Raw genomic sequence first — 16559 nt, 5'->3', positions numbered from 1 at the left:
CAGGGAACAAAACAATGACGCAAGAGACAGCGACTATGCCTACCGGACTAACCAGTAATACAAAGCTCAAAGACACGCTTATGAATAGGGCTCGAGAATTTGGGATGCCGGTGGCACTCATCCTTCTCGTTATCTACTTTTCTGCAAGTTCGGACGTTTTTTTGACCGGCGCAAACATGCGGAATGTCGCCTTGCAAGCCGCAGCCCTCGCGGCAGTGGCAATAGGACAGACCTTTGTTGTCCTAAATGCAGATCTGGACCTGTCCGTTGGGTCCATCGTTGCGCTAGTTAGTGTCGTCGCCAGCATGGCAATGGCGGCCTACGGTGCTCCGGTCGGTATTTTCGTCGGCTTAATAACTGGTGCGCTGGTCGGTTTGATCAACGGATTAGTGGTGACTAGACTCCGCGTGATGGCCTTTATTGCCACATTGGCAATGCTGTCTATTGCGCAGGGCGTGGCTTTGAATATCAGCAAGGGCATTCCGATTACGGGTGTACCCGGCAGCTTTGCTGATATCGCGTTTGCACGCCTCATGGGAGTGCCAGTACCATTCCTAATCTCATTGGTGCTGTTTGTTTCAGCCGCAATCACTCTTCACTACACGCGACTAGGTCGCAACATCTACGCAGTTGGCGGTAATTCAGCGGCAGCGCGCCTGTCCGGCATTCCGGTACGTAAGACACAGACCTGGGCTTATGTAATATCCGGCGTTTGCGCTGCGGTTGCCTCTCTGATCCTTACGGCGCGAGTAGGTTCCGGCCAGCCCACTTTGGGGTCTTCGCTAGCGCTTGAATCCGTGGCAGCGGTTGTGCTCGGTGGTGTTTCACTTTTTGGCGGTAGGGGATCAATCATTGGCGTAGGTATCGGCGTCGCCTTTGTCTCCATTTTGTCCAACGGACTGAATTTGCTGAACGTTTCTTCGTACACCCAACTGATGATCGTCGGTATCGCGCTGATCGCAGCGGTAGCTGTCGACCAGGCAATGTCCAAACAGAAATAGCCAAAAAAAACACCTAACAGCCGGAGGAAGTACTATGTCCGAATCTCGTAAACACATCACGAAGCTGAAGGGGAAGAGCTCCCTAGCAGCGTGCACATTGACAGCACTATCTCTGTCAGCTCCCGTCGCCGCAGATGAAAAGATCGGTATTGCCATGCCGACCAATGCCGGTGCCTTTTATTCGGCCGTACTTTATGGCGCGATGGATGAAGCCGAAGCGCTTGGCTATGATGTGGTGGTACTGGATGCAGGCGGTTTCACACACCCTGAAACCCAGATCGACCACATCTCCAACCTAGTGGTTCAGGGCGTCGGCGCTATTTTGACCGACCCGATAGACCCGGCGACTCTGAATGGTGCGATACGCGAAGCGCGGGGTGCCAGTATTCCGGTCGTGGGTCTGGGTTCACCGGTGGTCGCCACCGATGTCGAAGCAGACGCCGCGTCGACGTCTAGTCAGTGCGATCTTGGTAAGATGATGGCAGAAGGTGCTCGGTCAGTTCTTCCAGATGGAGGTTCCGTTGTCAGCCTTGCAGGCCCGCCCGGTGCCTATTGGGCCAACGAGCGTTATCGCTGCTTCAAGGAGAGCATTGAAGGCACAAACATTGAGATTATCAGTGAGCGCCACAGTGACGGAGACGCGGCAACTGCCCTGTCCATAACAAATGACTTCCTGCAGCGTTTCCCAGACGCAGATTTGGTTTACGCCGCAGATGACACGCTAGGTGTAGGAGCGAGCCGCGCCGTCCAGCAGGCCAACCAATGCGGGACCGTTAACGTATTAATGGCAGGTTACGGCGAGGCTGCAGAAGAAATGCTGTCGGCCGGCTGTGCACAGTACATCGTTGCCCAACAAACAGTTTTGATCGGTCGAACAGCAGTTCGTTTAGCCGACGAGTTGATAAAGGGCGGAACGCTCGACGAGAAAGTTGTGCAAGTTCCCTTCCTGCCGGTCACTTCTGAAACTGCTTCCCAAGTGAACGTTGCGGACATTCGGCAGCCAGCCGACTGGAAGCCTTAACCTATCAAGAGGTCACAATCCATGTCAGACACCATCAAACGATTTGTAAACGACGATCCGGCACTGACGCCGTACCAGTCTAAGGCACCCTGGGCTGAAGCCGTGGAAGTTCCACCGAACGCCAAGCTGTTGTTCGTGAGCGGCCAAGTTCCACCGATCATCGACGAGACTGCTAATCCTGAAGACAGGGCAGCATACGGTGACACGAAAGTTCAAACTGCGGGTGTTCTCAAAACTATCGAACAGATCGTGACCGATAAGGGCTACGAGATGGGAGATATCGTAAAGATGGTCGCTTACCTTTGCCCGGATCCGGACAAAGGTGGCGAAATCGATCTGGATGGGTTCGGTGAATCTTACCGAGAATATTTCAAGATCGATGGACCCCTTCCAGCTCGTACCCGTGTGCAGGTCGTACAGTTGATGAGCTCAGCATGGTTGGTCGAGATCGAAGTGATCCTCGCGAAGACATGACCTCCGATTCAACAAGTCAAACACAACAAGGAGGAAGATTATGATGGAAATTTGGAAGTCCTTTCTGAGGCGCACAAGTGTGGCTGCCGCTGCACTGCTCATGACTGCAACGGCGACGCTCGCTGATGAGAAGAAATTAGGTGTTTCGATGCCTGTTTTGGCGGGGCCGTGGTATACCGCTATCCTATACGGGATCGAGACAAAGGCAGAAGAACTCGGCTACGAAATCGTTGTATTGGATGCCGGTGGCTATTCCAATGTTGACCGTCAGTTGTCACAGGTTCAGAACCTAATCACGCAACAGGTCGACGCGATCTTAGTGGACCCAGCTAACCCAAGTGCATTCAATGGCGTGGCCCGCGAAGCTCGCGGTGCCGGGGTCCCATTGATAGGGGTTTCTAGCCCTATTGTAGCGACCGACGTGCCGCCTGATGGAGCTGTATCCTCTAGTCATTGCACTTTGGGTGAAATGATGGCTGCTGGCGCAAACGAAATCCTGCCAGACGGTGGAAAAATTGGCGTTCTGGCCGGTCCTGGCGGTGCATTCTGGGCTGAAGAGCGGCTTCGCTGTTTCAAGGAAAATGTGGCAGAGTCCGATATCGAGATTATTGCCTCTCAATCCACTGATCAGGACGTGGCAATTGCCCTGACGACTGCCAATGATATCATTCAGCGGTTCCCTGACGTTAATATGCTTTACGCCGCTGATGACACCTATGGCATCGGCGCGGCGAGGGCGGTTCAACAGGCAGGAAAATGTGGTGAGATCAAAGTACTCTTCGCGGTTCTCGGTGAAGCGGCTCAAGACCTGATGGAGCAGGGTTGTGTCGACTACGTTGTAGCACAAAAACCCGTCACAATTGGCTCACAGTCCGTAGAACTTGCCGACAAACTGATTGCAGGCAATGCCGAGCAGGGCGAGGTACGGACGATTTCTCCAGTGGCAGTTTTTCCTGAAAACCTTCCGGAGATTGATTTGACCGAAATCCGTCAACCGAAGGGGTGGCGCCCAACGAACTAAAGCTGGGCCGGGGTGGGTCGAGTTTGCTGCCCTGGCCTAATGCCTTTTCGCGCTTTCGCAAACAGGAGCGCGTCAGCTGAAACGAACAGGATGTTTGGAAACTTCGCTATGGCGAACCAAGTGGTGATCAAAATGACCAAAGAAAACAAAAAAATCAAAGTGGCCGTCGGTGGGTTCGGAGCCATAGGTAAATTCGTCGCCAAGGCGCTTGACGAAGGCATCGATGGGTTGGAGTTGGCCGCGGTGTCAGCGAACAATGTTGCCAACGCTGAGGCATACATTGCAGAAAACTTCGCTCAGCACTACGACGTTCTCGCTCTTGCGGAGTTGGCAGATGTGGCGGACGTTGTCGTTGAATGTTGCCCCGCAAAATTTCTTTCGGACGTCGCATCGCCAGCGTTGAAGCAGGGAAAAACGGTCGTAGTTATCAGTGCAGGTGCGCTATTGTCGAACCCGCACCTTGAACAATTAGCGCGCGAACACGGCGGTCGTATCCTTGTGCCATCAGGAGCGCTACTAGGCTTGGACGCAGTTCAATCTGTAGGGCAGGGGAAAATACATGAAATCAATATGGTAACCCAAAAGCCTCCTCTTGGTCTAACCGGTGCGCCTGCTCTGGTAGAAAAGGGCTTCGACCCTGCCGCTGTCAAAGAACCAACAAAAGTGTTTGACGGCACCGCCGAAGAAGCGATTGTTGGTTTTCCTGCTAATCTTAATGTGGCGGTAGCTCTCGGGTTGGCCGGTTCTGGTGTCCAAAATACCCACCTTGAAATCTGGGCCGATCCGACTGTCGTGCGCAACACTCATACGATTACCGTTAAGTCTGATAGTGCGGACCTAACGTTAAAGATTGAGAACATTCCAACGGAGGAAAATCCGAAGACGGGTAAAATCACCCCTCTTAGCGTTATCTCAACACTGCGTAGGCTATCCGCTCCGGTTGTGATTGGTGCCTGACCATGGAGCTTGAGGGCTCGAGACAATCAGCAATCTTGGTCCGTCTGCAGGTAGTTAAATATTGTCCTGTATCGGTTATCCAACCTCCCGCAAACGGACCTTGCATTGGTTATCGTAGCTTCGTTTAAGGTGACTTCTAACCTCAGTATCTCTCTTCTCTTATACAAAACTTTCGGACGGCTTTAGGAGGTAGGGCGAACAGATCAGCAAAAGTGACTGACATCAATCATTGGCTGGAGCGGATCAATCACAACCGTTCAGACCGGGCCCTCAAAATGCGTTCTCTAGTGCTGTAAACGTCAGCAGAGAAACGCCAATTCAGTGGCCATGAAACACAGAGCAGGACAGCCAACTCGACAATCGAGAAACCCATTTAGACGCGATTCTTCTATGCAATCTAGATAGGTAGGGTTTGTCACCGTTGACGCGGCGCTTTTTCATCGTTCGAGGATTCCTGCTTGATTCAAAGAGTTCATCGATCAAACGACTTCGTTAGCCGGTGCTCTTTTCCAATCCGACCAGAAAAAATCGGCCCACTGTCTTCCATGCCAAATCCTCGATAAAGTGCCAATGCGCTCGCGTTGTCTGCATCAACTGCAAGAATCAAACTTCTTGCTTCTGGCCACACAGTGGCTGCCGCATCAGTCGCTAGCTTCAAAGCTTCTTTACCCAAGCCTTGGCCTTGATACCATTGGTCTATTTTCAGGCCATGTAGTGACACTGCGTCGGGTGGAACCCATTCCGGTGACGTTGGTGGTCGCTTGAGGATAACAATGCCGACAACGTTTCTTTGCTTGAAGAAGCAGTATCCGCGTAGAGTAGAGCTGCGCTCAGTGATCGCAGAACCCAAGGAATTCTCAAACGTGCCGCCGAATTCCATTTGCTGCTGAGAAACACTCAGAGAACGGAGTTGTTCTAGCTCATGTTTATCTAGTTCATAGCAATCTCGAATTTCCAGAGTCATATTCTCCTCCAATTTCTCGATTAACGATGGGTCAAGTTCGAGCAATAGGTTGTTTGGTGTTGCTGACGCAGACCCGACGGGCATTGTTTTTTGCGGTTGGTGACGAGCGTGTTTAGAACTCGCTTACACAGTTGTTTGGCCGTCGGCGTCTGGCTTGTCGTTTAAATGGTCGATCAGACTGAGGCAGGTCTCGGCGCACTGGATCGCTTCTAAGAGCAATGCCCGCCGAGCGGGCTGTTCGCCGATACTCTCAATTTCTTCATTCGCGTAAGCTCTCGCCATTTTGAGTTCTGTTTGGGCCAACAGCAAGCAATCTTGTACTTGTTCGGAGAACTCGAACTTTGGCATATCGGTTTGATCATCTGGCTCGCCAAAAACATCGCCCAGCCCATGCTTTTGATACACCTCTCGCAGCACGTGGCTGAAGTCCACCGCGGGTGCTCTGCTCAAAGCATTCTCGGCGAGCAAATCCCTTATCTCAACGCCCGCGCTGGCCATCGCTGAGAATTGGCGTAGTGAGTTTCCAAGTGATTTGAGATCTAGAGTTTTCATGTCAGCTCCTTACTCAGCAGATTTCGTTGTTGTGGAGTGAAGAAAGTCGTTTTGAAGGTTTGGTGGCGTGGCAACGGTGCCGAACCCAGAATCTCAGAGCCATAGGGTCAGAATGGAAACCATCAGCAGAACGGCCATCAGAACATTGAACACGCGCCATTGCAGATCGGTCTTTAGCAGTTTCCCTAGCAAGCTGCCGAGTTGTGCCCAGAGCGTCAGCGAAAGAGCCGCGCAAATAAAGAACACACTCCCGAACAGCGAGACGATTACGGCGCCATTGTCGGAAATCGAGGAGAACGAGGCTGCGACGCCAACTGCCATTGCCCATGCTTTTGGGTTGATGATGAGGAGCAATGCTCCTGCAACGAAGCCGAAAGGGACGTCCCTCTTACCGCCGTTTCCTTCCGGCTTTCCCGCTCTGGCAATCATTATCGCCAGCGTGACCAGATAGGCGGAACCGAGAAGCTTCAGGATCAGTTCCAAGGAAGGGAATGCGTACATAAGTGCGGACAGACCGCCTCCAGAAAATGAAACCAGCGCGGCCAATGCAGTGGCAATTCCGAAAATCAGTGGCAAACTGCGCCGATAGCCAAACCTGGCGCCTGAGGCAGTTGCCAACGAGGTTGCTCCCCCAGGTGAACCGGTTGCCACCAGGGCGAAACTTATCAATGCGATGAGTTGGTTTTCCATTGAGAGCCATCCTTCCTCTACTCAGTTCCATAGCAACGAGTTTCCTGGCGTTGCTTGGGCTCAAGCAAAAAACTAAAGATCTCTAGTCACAGGCGATTCCAGACTGATTGAGTGAAATGCGCCCTTTGAGTGAGAGAGCTGGGCAGACCAGACAATTGCGTGTTGGACTGCCCAATATGCCCAGAGCAGGGCCGTTTAGTTCGCGGGCCGAGCAACGCCAGGCGCGCGGACTAAATTAAAGGCCTTCAAACAGAGTGCCGTTGCACTTCACGGCGCTCTGACGCAGCGCTTTAAAGGGCTGGTACTCCTCAGAGTTGTACCATGCCAAGGCTTTTTCCTTGCTTTCGAACTCTATCACTACGGGGTAGGTGGGTTGCCAATCGCCTTCTAGGATTTCGGTTCCGCCGCCGATGACACGATACTTGCCACCGAACTTTTCGACGACCGGGCCAACAGTTTCTACATAAGTTCCCAGTTTTTCTGGGTCGGTCACTTCGATGTTGTCGAACAAAAAGAAAGCACTCATCTTCTCAGCTCCTATGATTGATTGTGTTACCAAGCTAAAGGCTGCTCGAGTTTCCGAAAAGATGGACAACGTCGTCAGATTCGTTCAATATTTCGGACGATGGATGTAAACTCAATTGTGACCTTTGTACAAATCGCCCACGCGCCAAGCCTTAGCTCTGGCGCAAGAGACATTGGGAAGGCAAAATCCACAGTCAGTTCTCAGATAGCCTCCCTTGAAGCACGCCTAGGCTTTTTCCTTTTCAGGCGAACTACGCGAAAACTGGTCCTTACGAGGGAGGGGAGGGAGTACCTTGAAGCAGTCAAGCCATCTGTTGAAATGCTGCTTTCCAATGACCAGCGGTTGGCAAACATACACAGCGGCCTAGCAGGGCGTTTACGGGTGGTTGCTCCTTCGGAGATTCCACTTACGCCAATTGCGCAAGCAATCGGAGAATTTACACAAAAGCATCCGGACGTTCAGATCGATTTTCGATTGTCAAACGAGATCGTTGATTTCGCGGACGGTGATGTAGATATCGCGGTTCGAGGCGGTTCTCCCACAAGCCAGGATACGGTAGTGAAAAAACTTGGTGGTATTGAGTTTGCGTTTTGCGCATCACCAACATTCCTTTCGAAACACCAACATGTTTCGGAACCCTCATCGCTTTCTGTCAGTGAGCACATTGGGTTCGCAGTGGAGTTTTCAGAACAGCGTTCAATTCATCTTCAACAACCAACAACAGTTTCTAGAAATGAAGCGGCAATTATGTCTAACAGCATGTTGTTCAACTTGAGAGTGGCTCTGACAGGAGCTGGCGTTGCTCAAGTTCCGTTATATTTGGCTAAGGAAGCTATTGAAGCCGGAGACCTAGTCGAGTTGCACTACACGGAGAACCGACCTCGCTCATTGTTGTCTATTCAGTTTCCGTCCAGAAGAGAGGCAAACCCCTTAGTTCGGGCGCTTGCTAGGAGCTTAGAAAGAGCAATAAGAAACAGCTCAATCCTCTGTAACGACTAAGTGAAAGAACAGTTAAACTAGTTCAGGCTGAAACAATAGTCGTTTCGTTGTCTTGAGTCCGTGCGGGGGGGCAGAATTTGCTTGGTGTGCTTGGCTGGCGCTACCTTGATAACCGGGGTGGGTCAAACGAGGCAGACAAGTGCCACGAACTGTAAATAGGGAGTTACCTCAATGATAATGGAGAAGATGAACCTTATTAGACAGCTCCTAGCGAATGAAGGGCCTACCAAATCCACACTTCGAAAAATCGAGAAGGAGTTACTGTCTTTGGCATCTGACGGAGACTTCAGTCAGTACCGTCGTGCTGCGCCGGGAGAGGAAGTCACACATATGCTGGATATAGCCCACGATGGCGGTGCCTCTTTATACTTAGTATCGGATGGTCATGGTGTTGTTACACTACCTCATCGACATGAAACCTGGGCGGTGATTGTTGGCATCGAAGGCAGAGAAATGAACCAAAGGTACAGTCGCAAATCAATGACAAGCAATGAGGTGGAGCAAATTGGGATTTCGACGATTGGACCAAAAGACTCCATCATCATGAACCACGATGAAATTCACGGTACTGTTTCAATTGGGCCCGATGCTACATTCCATTTGCATTTGTATGGTGTTGATCTGGCATCGCTTCCTTCGATATCCCAACGAACATACCGGGCCGTTCCACTGAATACGTAAAACACGTCAAAAACATCATTTCACTTGGGAACAAACACAAGGTCTAGGGAGATCAAACATCCCTTGCACTTCGTTTTATCGAGATCTCTATCCGCAAGAAACGGGTCGTTCCGACAGTGATTCACGCTTATCTCCCAGTCGAGAATTCAATTCTGGAGAGATTATGCTACTTGAGAACAAGACCGTGATCATCACAGGTGCGAGCAGTGGAATTGGTGAGGCAGCGGCAATCATTTTCGCCGAAAACGGCGCCAATGTCGTGCTTGGTGCACGACGGGAAAGCCGCTTGGCGAGTCTGGGCAACCAAATCCTCGAAAGAGGTGGAAAAGCAGTCTATTTGGCCGGAGATGTCTCTGATGAGACCTACGCGGAAGAGTTAGTCGAATTAGCGGAAGCTGAATTCGGCGGGCTTGATGCAGCCTTCAATAATGCTGGCGTTATGGGAGATATGGGGCCGGTTACGGATATGACGAACGCCAATTGGGACAGTGTCATTAAGACTAACTTGACCAGTGGCTTTCATGCAGCCAAGCACCAAATCCCGGCGATGAACAAGCGGGGTGGTGGCTCAATCGTGTTCACTTCAACATTTGTTGGGCACACTATCGGTCTGCCAGGTATGGCGGCTTACGCAGCCTCCAAAGCGGGTCTTATTGGTCTGACGCAAGTTCTGGCCGTTGAACATGGTGCCGAGAACATTCGTGTGAATGCTCTCTTGCCAGGCGGAACCAAAACCGAGATGGCGGGCGACGATTCCAAGGCGCACGAGTGGGTCGCCAGCATTCATGCTCTCAAACGTATGGCGGAGGCAGAGGAAATTGCGAAGGCCGCCCTGTTCCTGATCTCAGATCAGTCCTCGTTCGTGACGGATAGTGCAATGACTGCTGACGGTGGCAACTCAGTAACGAAGGGTTAAAAGCACGATCCACGGCTCGTTTTTGAGCGTGCCGTGTATGGACGCCCAAAGGCCAAGCAAATTCAAGTACTGTCCTGGCTCACGCCGCAGTTCAAATATCTGGAAACACATGCAAGACGACCTTTTCTCATTTTTAGACGGCAGCTCCAAAAACCTTCTTCCCAAAGACGGTGAGGTGTACTTCTACGGTCGGGTTTTTGATAACAGTATATCTGACCACTATTTAGCTAAACTTGAGGCTCACGTGGATTGGAAGCACGATGAAGCGATAATTTTTGGCAAGCGCGTGCAAACAAAGCGAAAGGTCGCGTGGTATGCGGATCACGCTTTCTCGTACACATACTCGAAGGTGACAAAAACGGCGATGCCGTGGCCATCCTTGCTATTGGAATTGAAGGCCTTGGTGGAAGAGCGGTGTTGCGAGAAATTTAACTCTTGTCTGCTCAACCGCTATGCTGACGGTGGCGAAGGTATGGCCTGGCACAGCGATGCAGAGAGAGATCTAGTCAAGCACGGTACAATCGCGTCGCTAAGTTTTGGTGCGGAGCGCAAGTTTTCCTTTAAGCACAAGTCGAACAAGGAAACGGTGTCGGTCAATCTGCAACACGGTAGCTTGCTGACAATGAAGGGCGAGACTCAAGATCACTGGCTACATAGCATTCCAAAGTCGAAACGGGTTCTCGAGCCACGCATCAGTTTGACTTTTCGTCAGATCAAGGTGCCTAAAGTTGGTTAGGTAATGCTCCTGACGTTGCTGAAGGCAAGGCGTCGAACTAAGCGACCGTGAGGCTCCACCCGCCAGTGTCCTTCAATACGATTTTCATGTGCCCGTGCTGGTCGGTACGTTTTATTTTGTTGCCATTATTTGAGCCTGTGCTCATCTGCTCGTAAAACTTGAGAGCGGTTTGATCCGGATGGCCGTACCCATTTTTTCCGACCGAGATCAACGTCATCGCAGGTTTAATGCTATGCACGTGGTCGAGATAGTAGTTAATTTCATCAACTGGATCATCGAAGAAGCCGAGCGCACCGTGGTGACCGGCCATAAGTAGATCTGATTTCAACTCACGGGAGTCGTAGTCGCATTCGATGCCATAGCGCCATGTAGCTGCGTCGCTGTCCGCCGGAAGCATAATGCTCCCTCGCACCACGTCTATGTCAGGAGAACGGTGCTCTACCTTGATGACAATGCCTTGCGCGTTGGCATTATCAGCCAAGCGTGGGTCTTGAGCACTGAGGAAGCGGAGACGCGTCGACCCAAAATCGCTGCGTGTTTTCTTCTTTATTTCGCTATACCCGATCTCTCGGCGGAGGCGCATGTAAGCCCGATAGTCTGGCGACGTTGTGGAAGTACCGGGATAGCCACTGTCTTTGATGACCTGGATGGGAAAGTGTTGGTGAAGCGTGGAGATGCCACGGATGTGGTCATTGTCCCGATGCGAGCAGATGAATTCGTCGATGGTCAGCCCAGATCCACTGTGCTCGTACATGTAACCAAGCACGTCGATTTCATTGTCGTCAGTGATGTTGCAATCAAAGATGATATCTTTGCCGTTGGCCGTGCGGATCCACACCATATTTCCTTGGCCAACATTTAGGATGTGGACGACTGTATTCATGTTTCTTCTAAACTCTGTAAAACAATGACACTTCGGATTTTCACTCTACTTTCTCCGAGATGCTCTGAGTTACAAGGCTGGTAAGTCGATTCCTATGCAATCATTTCAGATCACTTTGTCCATCTGCCGGGCTCTGGGGCATGACACGAAGTGGTTCCGCTTCTCTCATCCCGGCACTCTTGGCTCATAGACCGATTTGGGCTGATCGTCCTTGTTCACAGCTCCTGGCGCGACCTGCAGCAATGGGCTGCCCGCTGTTACCTGCTGAGGTACACGCACCCGACCGTGATTCTCCCGGGGGGCAATCCAAATGCCGCGTTGCCGCATTGTCAACCGGCATTCAACTTTGGATCTGGCGTATGATCAGTGGCCACCATCCCAATTGTGCATTCCGTTGCCGCCGCAATTTTGAGAGGTTAGGACTTCGGCGATCAACTGAATAGGGAGCCAATAAGTGGAAGAAGAGGGCAAGGGCAAGGGCAATGCGGATCCGCACAAAACCATCGGAATAGCTCTATCTGGTGGCGGCTCAAGGGCTATTGCGTTTCATCTCGGTTGCCTGCGAACGCTCCACAAACATGGAATTCTTAACGATTGCGCCGTCTTGTCGTGTGTCTCTGGTGGCAGCGTCATTGGTGCCGCGTACGTGACACATCAGGGTTCATTCGAGAGCTTCGAACAGAAGATAACGGGCTTTCTCCGATCCGGCCTGTTTTTGCCCACTATCAGGACCGCCTTCACATCAACTGAAGGCGGAAAGGTGGTTTTCAGCTTTATCATCCACCTGTTGGCGTTTGTTTGGAGGCTTCTAACCGCCCTTCCTCTCTGGCTTTACGCAGAGGCAATGCGCAGAGTATTTGGTGCAGTCGAGGGAAAACAAGGGGCCAGGCGAATGCCGCGCCGGTTCGCCAGCCGTACGACACTGATTGCACGGACGCTCGACCGAACACTGTTTGCAGGAGCCACACTAAAGGATCTGGAAGACAAAACGCCCAAGTTTGTTGCGACGGCCGCCGAGCTGCGAACTGGGGCCGCTTTCTACTTTAGCCCCGTTGAAAGCGGCTGTTGGCGGTTTGGCAAAGTGAACCCTGACAAAATCCCTCTTTCGACGGCGGTAACGGCGTCTGCGGCATACCCGCTTTTCTTGCCTGCGCTCGATGAGGTGTTCACGTTTAATTGCTCTGATGGAAGCGAGCGTAGTGACCGAGTGACGCTCACTGACGGTGGAGTATACGATAATCTGGGCCTGGCCCCTCTCTGGCCTGATCGCGATCCCAAAATCTCGGTTCAGGTTCCCACTCTGGACACTATTATTGCTTGCCGAGCCGGGTATGGACTAAGGCTGGATCAGCCGAGCCTGTTTTGGATCGCTCGGATGAAGGCGAGCTTTTTCACAACCTTTGACAGGGCGCAGAATGCAGCCATGAAACGCTTGTTTGATCTCAAAGCCGACGGACGGTTGAAACGCTTTATTCTGCCCTATCTCGGCCAGTCTGATCAGCGCCTTGCAAAACCGCCAAAAAACCTGGTGCGGCGCGAAGAAGTTGATGGCTACCCAACTGATTTCTTTGCCATGAATGATGACTGGATTGCAAAGCTCTCAAAGCGTGGAGAGCAGGTCACGTTGGCCGTCTTGAAGGAGCATCATCCGGAGCTCTTGAAGGATTAGAACTTTTTGTGAACATCCCCTTGCATCTCACGTGTTCGTTACCAAGTAAATGAAAAGATAAAATTCGAGGTACAGAGCATGACACAGATTACATTTTTTCCAATTGGCAATGCAGATACGAACCTCGTAGAGCTGAATGACGGGCGGCGCATGCTCATCGATTTTGCGGACACGAAAGATCGTAACGCAAACAACAAGGACAAGAAGTGTGATTTGCCGAAATTACTCAGCGAAGATCTCGAGGGATCCGATTTCGACAGCTATCACATTGTGGCCTTCACCCACTTGGATGATGACCATTGTCGGAAGGCTCCGGAATATTTTTGGCTCGAACACGCTTCCAAATACCAGTCCAAGGATCGCAAGAAGATCGACACGCTCTGGGTTCCCGCAGCGGCGATCACGGAAGAGGGCATGAAGAATGATGGCCGCGTGATCCGACAGGAGGCGAGGCATCGGCTAAAAAAGGGTAAGGGGATCAAAGTTTTCTCGCGCCCGGAACGGTTGAAAGACTGGCTTGAGGACAATGGTCTGACTATCGAAGATCGAAAAGACTGCTTTGTTGACGCAGGTCAGCTGGTTCCCCAGTTGACCCTCGACGGTGACAAAGTCGAAGTTTTTGTTCATTCGCCCCACGCCACACGAACGGACCAAAATGGAGTAGAAGACCGCAACGGGGACTCCTTGGTATTCCAGATGCGGTTCGAAGAGGGTGGATATCACACAGACGTGCTTTTCGCGGCGGATGTGCCTCATGACGTGTTGTCAGAAATTGTCGATATCACAAAGAAAAAGAAGAATGATGACCGGTTGCACTGGAATATCTTCAAATTGCCACACCACTGCTCGTATCTCTCTCTCTCGGATACAAAAGGGACTGACAAGACAACCCCTGTAGATCAGGTGAAATGGCTGTTTGAAACTCAAGGTGAAAGCGGTGGGTACGTCGTGTCATCCAGCAAGCCGGTCCCCGTCAAAGGTTCTGCCGAAGATAATGATGTGCAGCCACCGCACCGACAGGCCGCCAACTACTACAAGGAGGATGTCGTGAGTAAAAACCATCTCCTTGTGACGATGGAACAACCAAATAAGACGAATCCAAAGCCAGTTGTTCTAGAAATTGGCAGGCGGGGTGCTTCACTGAAAGCCTTTGGTGCGCCCGCGGCCGCGATGCTTACCGGCGGTGCTGCTCCGCGGGCCGGCGATGGGAATTGATGCTGAGTGGCTGGCGGCACAAGCCGAAGCTGCAATCTCACCAGAAGATTTGTCTGACCCTGGCCTCAGGGCACTCACTGCCTTGGTCCAGAGGGACGATTACACGGGCGCAAATTTTCTGGAGGCACGTCGGAGTTCTTCGGGTGAAACCGAAGTTGTTCTTCTAGAGGCATATGCTGCGCTTGGCCAAAAACCAGTCGCCAACGATGTTAGGCACGCTGAGCCGATGGCTGTGGTCTTCGTCTCAGGTTGTCAAATACCCAGTGTCTATCCGATCAGGTGTGACTTCCCTCAAACTTTGCCTCATATGAACCTGGGTTATCCTGGCAATCGTCGCTCTCTCTGCTTGTTTGATGCTAAAGCAAGTGACATAGCACATATTTACAGCCCCGATCTCCTTGTTGAACGTATCAGATGGTGGCTGGCTGAGACCGCGCATGGAGAACTTCATGGCGAAGAACAGCCTCTTGATCCTGCTATCGCCCCGAGTATTTGCGAGCTAATCCTACCCGCCGATTTCGACCCAGAAATTCAACAGCAATATTTTGCAATCAGGTCTTCTGATAGGATGCTACCTCCGGTCTTGCTTGTACCCGCGGTGTCAAATCCAGAGAACTGGCAAGAAAGTTACGGCGCTACTGTTCTGCTAACAGATCCCGTTCCTCACGGATCAATGCTGGACCTTCCGCAGAATATGGCTGAGCTCCTCGAAACCTACAGCCAGATTGGCATCGATCTCAAAGCGCGACTGAAAGCGGAATTTCACGGGGATCTCGAAAAGGGAGCCAAAAAAGTTCAGGTAAGAAGCGGGCTGCTGCTTATTATTATCACGCCCTTGCTCCGAGAAGACGGTTCTGTTGGAGCCCGAACTACGCGTGCATACCTTAGCAGCAATACTAACCTTTTGCACGTTGGTCTGAACCTCGGACTTATTCATGCGGAGGGTGATACGGTAGGGCTACTGTTGAAGGAAGAACCAATAGACTTCGGTGCATTAGCTGGCATCAGTGTTTTGCCTCTCAATGTGGTCACGGGATTTAGCCCAGACCAGGCGCGTATTTCGTCCGGCTTGGTGCCCGGAGAACAAGATGGCCTTGTAGCAATCGGTGCCGGCGCACTTGGATCTCAGGTGATCAACAATTGTGCCCGTATGGGCTCTAGTGATTGGATTGTCGTCGACAATGATTTCGTGCTTCCTCACAATCTAGCAAGACACAATGTCCCTGGTTGGCTGATGGGTCAGTCGAAATCTGATATTGCTAAAGGCAACATTGACAACCTTTTCGGCTCTGAGCACGCCGTTTCTCTTCATGAGAGTGTGGGTGCGCCTGACGAGAGCGAAGCACTCCAAGACGCCTTGGCCAGTGATCGGCGTATCGTGGATCTGAGTGCTTCCCTTGATGTTAGCCGGAACTTGGCAATGAGGAAGAATTTCAAGAACCCGCTGGTGAGTTATTTTGTCAATCCCTCTGGTTCATCCCTAATTGAGTTCGGCGAAGGTCGAGACCGGCATGTCCATCTCACTGACATTGAGATGGAGTACTATTGGTCGATCTTTGCCCGCTCTGAGTTGAACGACCATTTGGCTGTCGGGGACACGGTGCATATTGGCAGTTGCCGGGATGCGAGCGTGACTATTCCGCAGCATCGAATGGGTTTGTTCGCAGCAATCGCGTCCGGGCAGATCATCGATCCGGTCCAAAAAACTGAGAATGGGCAGATCAAGATTTGGGTAACGCAGCCCGACGGCGGGGTTTCGGTATTGAAACATGACGTTCCCCCATTCGTGAAAGTGGGTTTGGGAGATTGGAGCGTGTCGGTATCGGCGGCTGTCCAGGCCACTGTTTCCGAGGCCCGGATTGCCTCAGGCCGCTTGGAAACGGGTGGTGTACTTCTTGGATCCTGTGATCGAACAAACCGCTGCATTTACATTACAGGTGCATTACAGGCCCCAGCTGATAGTCTTGCTGGGGCAAGCTATTTCGAGCGCGGCGGGCACAAAGTCGAAAAGACGATAATGTCGGCCGAACGCATGACAATGAACCATCTGACATACATCGGTGAATGGCACACCCACCCATTGGGAATGCACAACGAGCCAAGCTTAAATGACGAAAAATTGCTGGACTGGATCACAGAACGGAGAGAGCTCTATGTCATGCCTGGCGTCATGCTCATCATGGGTGAAAACGGCTTGCGAGTCCGCACACGCACCGCAGGCGATACCTGGGAAACCGTAATTTGATCCGGAGAT

General features: G+C 51.7%; 17 protein-coding genes and 1 pseudogene. 13 read left to right on the top strand and 5 right to left on the bottom strand.

The genetic code is table 11. From position 1 onward, the window contains the following. Nucleotides 1-14 precede the first annotated feature (14 nt). The 5 genes from ACR0D8_RS07865 (at nt 15) to ACR0D8_RS07845 (ending at nt 4474) form a co-directional block, all read left to right on the top strand. The gene (locus ACR0D8_RS07865; RefSeq protein WP_480645626.1) at nt 15-1001 is read left to right on the top strand and encodes an ABC transporter permease; all 987 of its coding nucleotides are present in this window, start codon (nt 15-17) and stop codon (nt 999-1001) included. Between the two features lie 34 nt (nt 1002-1035). Then, the gene (locus ACR0D8_RS07860; RefSeq protein ID WP_480645625.1) at nt 1036-2022 is read left to right on the top strand and encodes a sugar ABC transporter substrate-binding protein; all 987 of its coding nucleotides are present in this window, start codon (nt 1036-1038) and stop codon (nt 2020-2022) included. 21 nt (nt 2023-2043) lie between these two features. Next, on the top strand, nt 2044-2496 hold the full coding sequence (locus ACR0D8_RS07855) for a Rid family hydrolase (RefSeq protein WP_480645624.1): 453 nt from the start codon (nt 2044-2046) through the stop codon (nt 2494-2496). A gap of 40 nt (nt 2497-2536) precedes the next feature. Beyond that, nucleotides 2537-3517 (top strand): sugar ABC transporter substrate-binding protein, encoded by a 981-nt coding sequence (locus tag ACR0D8_RS07850; RefSeq protein WP_480645623.1) that lies wholly within the window; start codon nt 2537-2539, stop codon nt 3515-3517. 108 nt (nt 3518-3625) lie between these two features. Further along, on the top strand, nt 3626-4474 hold the full coding sequence (locus ACR0D8_RS07845) for an aspartate dehydrogenase (protein WP_480645622.1): 849 nt from the start codon (nt 3626-3628) through the stop codon (nt 4472-4474). A 472-nt stretch (nt 4475-4946) separates the two neighbouring features. Here the strand turns inward: ACR0D8_RS07845 and ACR0D8_RS07840 are convergent, their stop codons facing one another. The 4 genes from ACR0D8_RS07840 to ACR0D8_RS07825 form a co-directional block, all read right to left on the bottom strand. Next, nucleotides 4947-5438: a GNAT family N-acetyltransferase gene (locus ACR0D8_RS07840; protein WP_480645621.1), complete on the bottom strand. Its 492-nt coding sequence runs from the start codon at nt 5436-5438 to the stop codon at nt 4947-4949. 123 nt (nt 5439-5561) lie between these two features. After that, entirely contained in the window at nt 5562-5990 is a 429-nt protein-coding gene (locus ACR0D8_RS07835; RefSeq protein WP_480645620.1) for a hypothetical protein, read from the bottom strand. 93 nt (nt 5991-6083) lie between these two features. After that, complete coding sequence (locus ACR0D8_RS07830) at nt 6084-6680, bottom strand: LysE family translocator (protein WP_480645619.1); 597 nt, start codon at nt 6678-6680, stop codon at nt 6084-6086. Nucleotides 6681-6915: 235 nt separating this feature from the next. Continuing rightward, nucleotides 6916-7206 (bottom strand): DUF1330 domain-containing protein, encoded by a 291-nt coding sequence (locus ACR0D8_RS07825; protein ID WP_480645618.1) that lies wholly within the window; start codon nt 7204-7206, stop codon nt 6916-6918. Between the two features lie 99 nt (nt 7207-7305). Between ACR0D8_RS07825 and ACR0D8_RS07820 the strand changes: the two are divergent. The 5 genes and pseudogenes from ACR0D8_RS07820 to ACR0D8_RS07800 form a co-directional block, all read left to right on the top strand. Continuing rightward, nucleotides 7306-7479 (top strand): annotated as a pseudogene (locus ACR0D8_RS07820) (LysR family transcriptional regulator); the annotation flags it as partial. A gap of 45 nt (nt 7480-7524) precedes the next feature. Continuing rightward, nucleotides 7525-8205 carry a LysR substrate-binding domain-containing protein gene (locus ACR0D8_RS07815; protein ID WP_480646378.1) on the top strand — a complete coding sequence of 227 codons (681 nt, stop codon included), beginning with the start codon at nt 7525-7527 and terminating at the stop codon, nt 8203-8205. Nucleotides 8206-8382: 177 nt separating this feature from the next. Beyond that, complete coding sequence (locus ACR0D8_RS07810; RefSeq protein WP_480645617.1) at nt 8383-8886, top strand: hypothetical protein; 504 nt, start codon at nt 8383-8385, stop codon at nt 8884-8886. A 163-nt stretch (nt 8887-9049) separates the two neighbouring features. Then, entirely contained in the window at nt 9050-9802 is a 753-nt protein-coding gene (locus ACR0D8_RS07805) for an SDR family oxidoreductase (protein ID WP_480645616.1), read from the top strand. Between the two features lie 109 nt (nt 9803-9911). Then, entirely contained in the window at nt 9912-10538 is a 627-nt protein-coding gene (locus ACR0D8_RS07800; RefSeq protein ID WP_480645615.1) for an alpha-ketoglutarate-dependent dioxygenase AlkB family protein, read from the top strand. A gap of 37 nt (nt 10539-10575) precedes the next feature. On the opposite strand, the gene ACR0D8_RS07795 is transcribed toward ACR0D8_RS07800, so the two are convergent. Further along, nucleotides 10576-11421, bottom strand: a complete 846-nt coding sequence (locus tag ACR0D8_RS07795; protein WP_480645614.1) for a ComEC/Rec2 family competence protein — start codon at nt 11419-11421, stop codon at nt 10576-10578. A 454-nt stretch (nt 11422-11875) separates the two neighbouring features. Here ACR0D8_RS07795 and ACR0D8_RS07790 point away from each other — a divergent pair, with 454 nt between their 5' ends. The 3 genes from ACR0D8_RS07790 (at nt 11876) to ACR0D8_RS07780 (ending at nt 16550) form a co-directional block, all read left to right on the top strand. Continuing rightward, nucleotides 11876-13090: a patatin-like phospholipase family protein gene (locus tag ACR0D8_RS07790; RefSeq protein WP_480645613.1), complete on the top strand. Its 1215-nt coding sequence runs from the start codon at nt 11876-11878 to the stop codon at nt 13088-13090. 78 nt (nt 13091-13168) lie between these two features. Continuing rightward, nucleotides 13169-14305: a ComEC/Rec2 family competence protein gene (locus tag ACR0D8_RS07785; RefSeq protein ID WP_480645612.1), complete on the top strand. Its 1137-nt coding sequence runs from the start codon at nt 13169-13171 to the stop codon at nt 14303-14305. Beyond that, a complete protein-coding gene (locus ACR0D8_RS07780; RefSeq protein WP_480645611.1) occupies nt 14295-16550 on the top strand; it encodes a ThiF family adenylyltransferase in 2256 nt (751 codons plus the stop codon). The genes ACR0D8_RS07785 and ACR0D8_RS07780 overlap by 11 nt, the downstream gene beginning before the upstream one ends. The last annotated feature ends 9 nt before the right edge of the window (nt 16551-16559 follow it).

Source organism: Ruegeria sp. BG10, from assembly GCF_056538575.1.
The sequence above is the reverse complement of the archived record's forward strand: the minus strand, read 5'-3'. Positions and strand labels throughout refer to the sequence as shown.

Excerpts from the sequence above, each read along its gene's own strand:
- ACR0D8_RS07810 (WP_480645617.1), top strand. The coding sequence starts at position 8,383 with ATGGAGAAGATGAACCTTATTAGACAGCTCCTAGCGAATGAAGGGCCT.
- ACR0D8_RS07830 (WP_480645619.1), bottom strand. The coding sequence starts at position 6,680 with ATGGAAAACCAACTCATCGCATTGATAAGTTTCGCCCTGGTGGCAACC.
- ACR0D8_RS07850 (WP_480645623.1), top strand. The coding sequence starts at position 2,537 with ATGATGGAAATTTGGAAGTCCTTTCTGAGGCGCACAAGTGTGGCTGCC.
- ACR0D8_RS07780 (WP_480645611.1), top strand. The coding sequence starts at position 14,295 with ATGGGAATTGATGCTGAGTGGCTGGCGGCACAAGCCGAAGCTGCAATC.
- ACR0D8_RS07865 (WP_480645626.1), top strand. The coding sequence starts at position 15 with ATGACGCAAGAGACAGCGACTATGCCTACCGGACTAACCAGTAATACA.
- ACR0D8_RS07845 (WP_480645622.1), top strand. The coding sequence starts at position 3,626 with ATGGCGAACCAAGTGGTGATCAAAATGACCAAAGAAAACAAAAAAATC.
- ACR0D8_RS07795 (WP_480645614.1), bottom strand. The coding sequence starts at position 11,421 with ATGAATACAGTCGTCCACATCCTAAATGTTGGCCAAGGAAATATGGTG.
- ACR0D8_RS07840 (WP_480645621.1), bottom strand. The coding sequence starts at position 5,438 with ATGACTCTGGAAATTCGAGATTGCTATGAACTAGATAAACATGAGCTA.
- ACR0D8_RS07805 (WP_480645616.1), top strand. The coding sequence starts at position 9,050 with ATGCTACTTGAGAACAAGACCGTGATCATCACAGGTGCGAGCAGTGGA.
- ACR0D8_RS07800 (WP_480645615.1), top strand. The coding sequence starts at position 9,912 with ATGCAAGACGACCTTTTCTCATTTTTAGACGGCAGCTCCAAAAACCTT.
- ACR0D8_RS07825 (WP_480645618.1), bottom strand. The coding sequence starts at position 7,206 with ATGAGTGCTTTCTTTTTGTTCGACAACATCGAAGTGACCGACCCAGAA.
- ACR0D8_RS07835 (WP_480645620.1), bottom strand. The coding sequence starts at position 5,990 with ATGAAAACTCTAGATCTCAAATCACTTGGAAACTCACTACGCCAATTC.
- ACR0D8_RS07815 (WP_480646378.1), top strand. The coding sequence starts at position 7,525 with ATGCTGCTTTCCAATGACCAGCGGTTGGCAAACATACACAGCGGCCTA.
- ACR0D8_RS07860 (WP_480645625.1), top strand. The coding sequence starts at position 1,036 with ATGTCCGAATCTCGTAAACACATCACGAAGCTGAAGGGGAAGAGCTCC.
- ACR0D8_RS07855 (WP_480645624.1), top strand. The coding sequence starts at position 2,044 with ATGTCAGACACCATCAAACGATTTGTAAACGACGATCCGGCACTGACG.
- ACR0D8_RS07785 (WP_480645612.1), top strand. The coding sequence starts at position 13,169 with ATGACACAGATTACATTTTTTCCAATTGGCAATGCAGATACGAACCTC.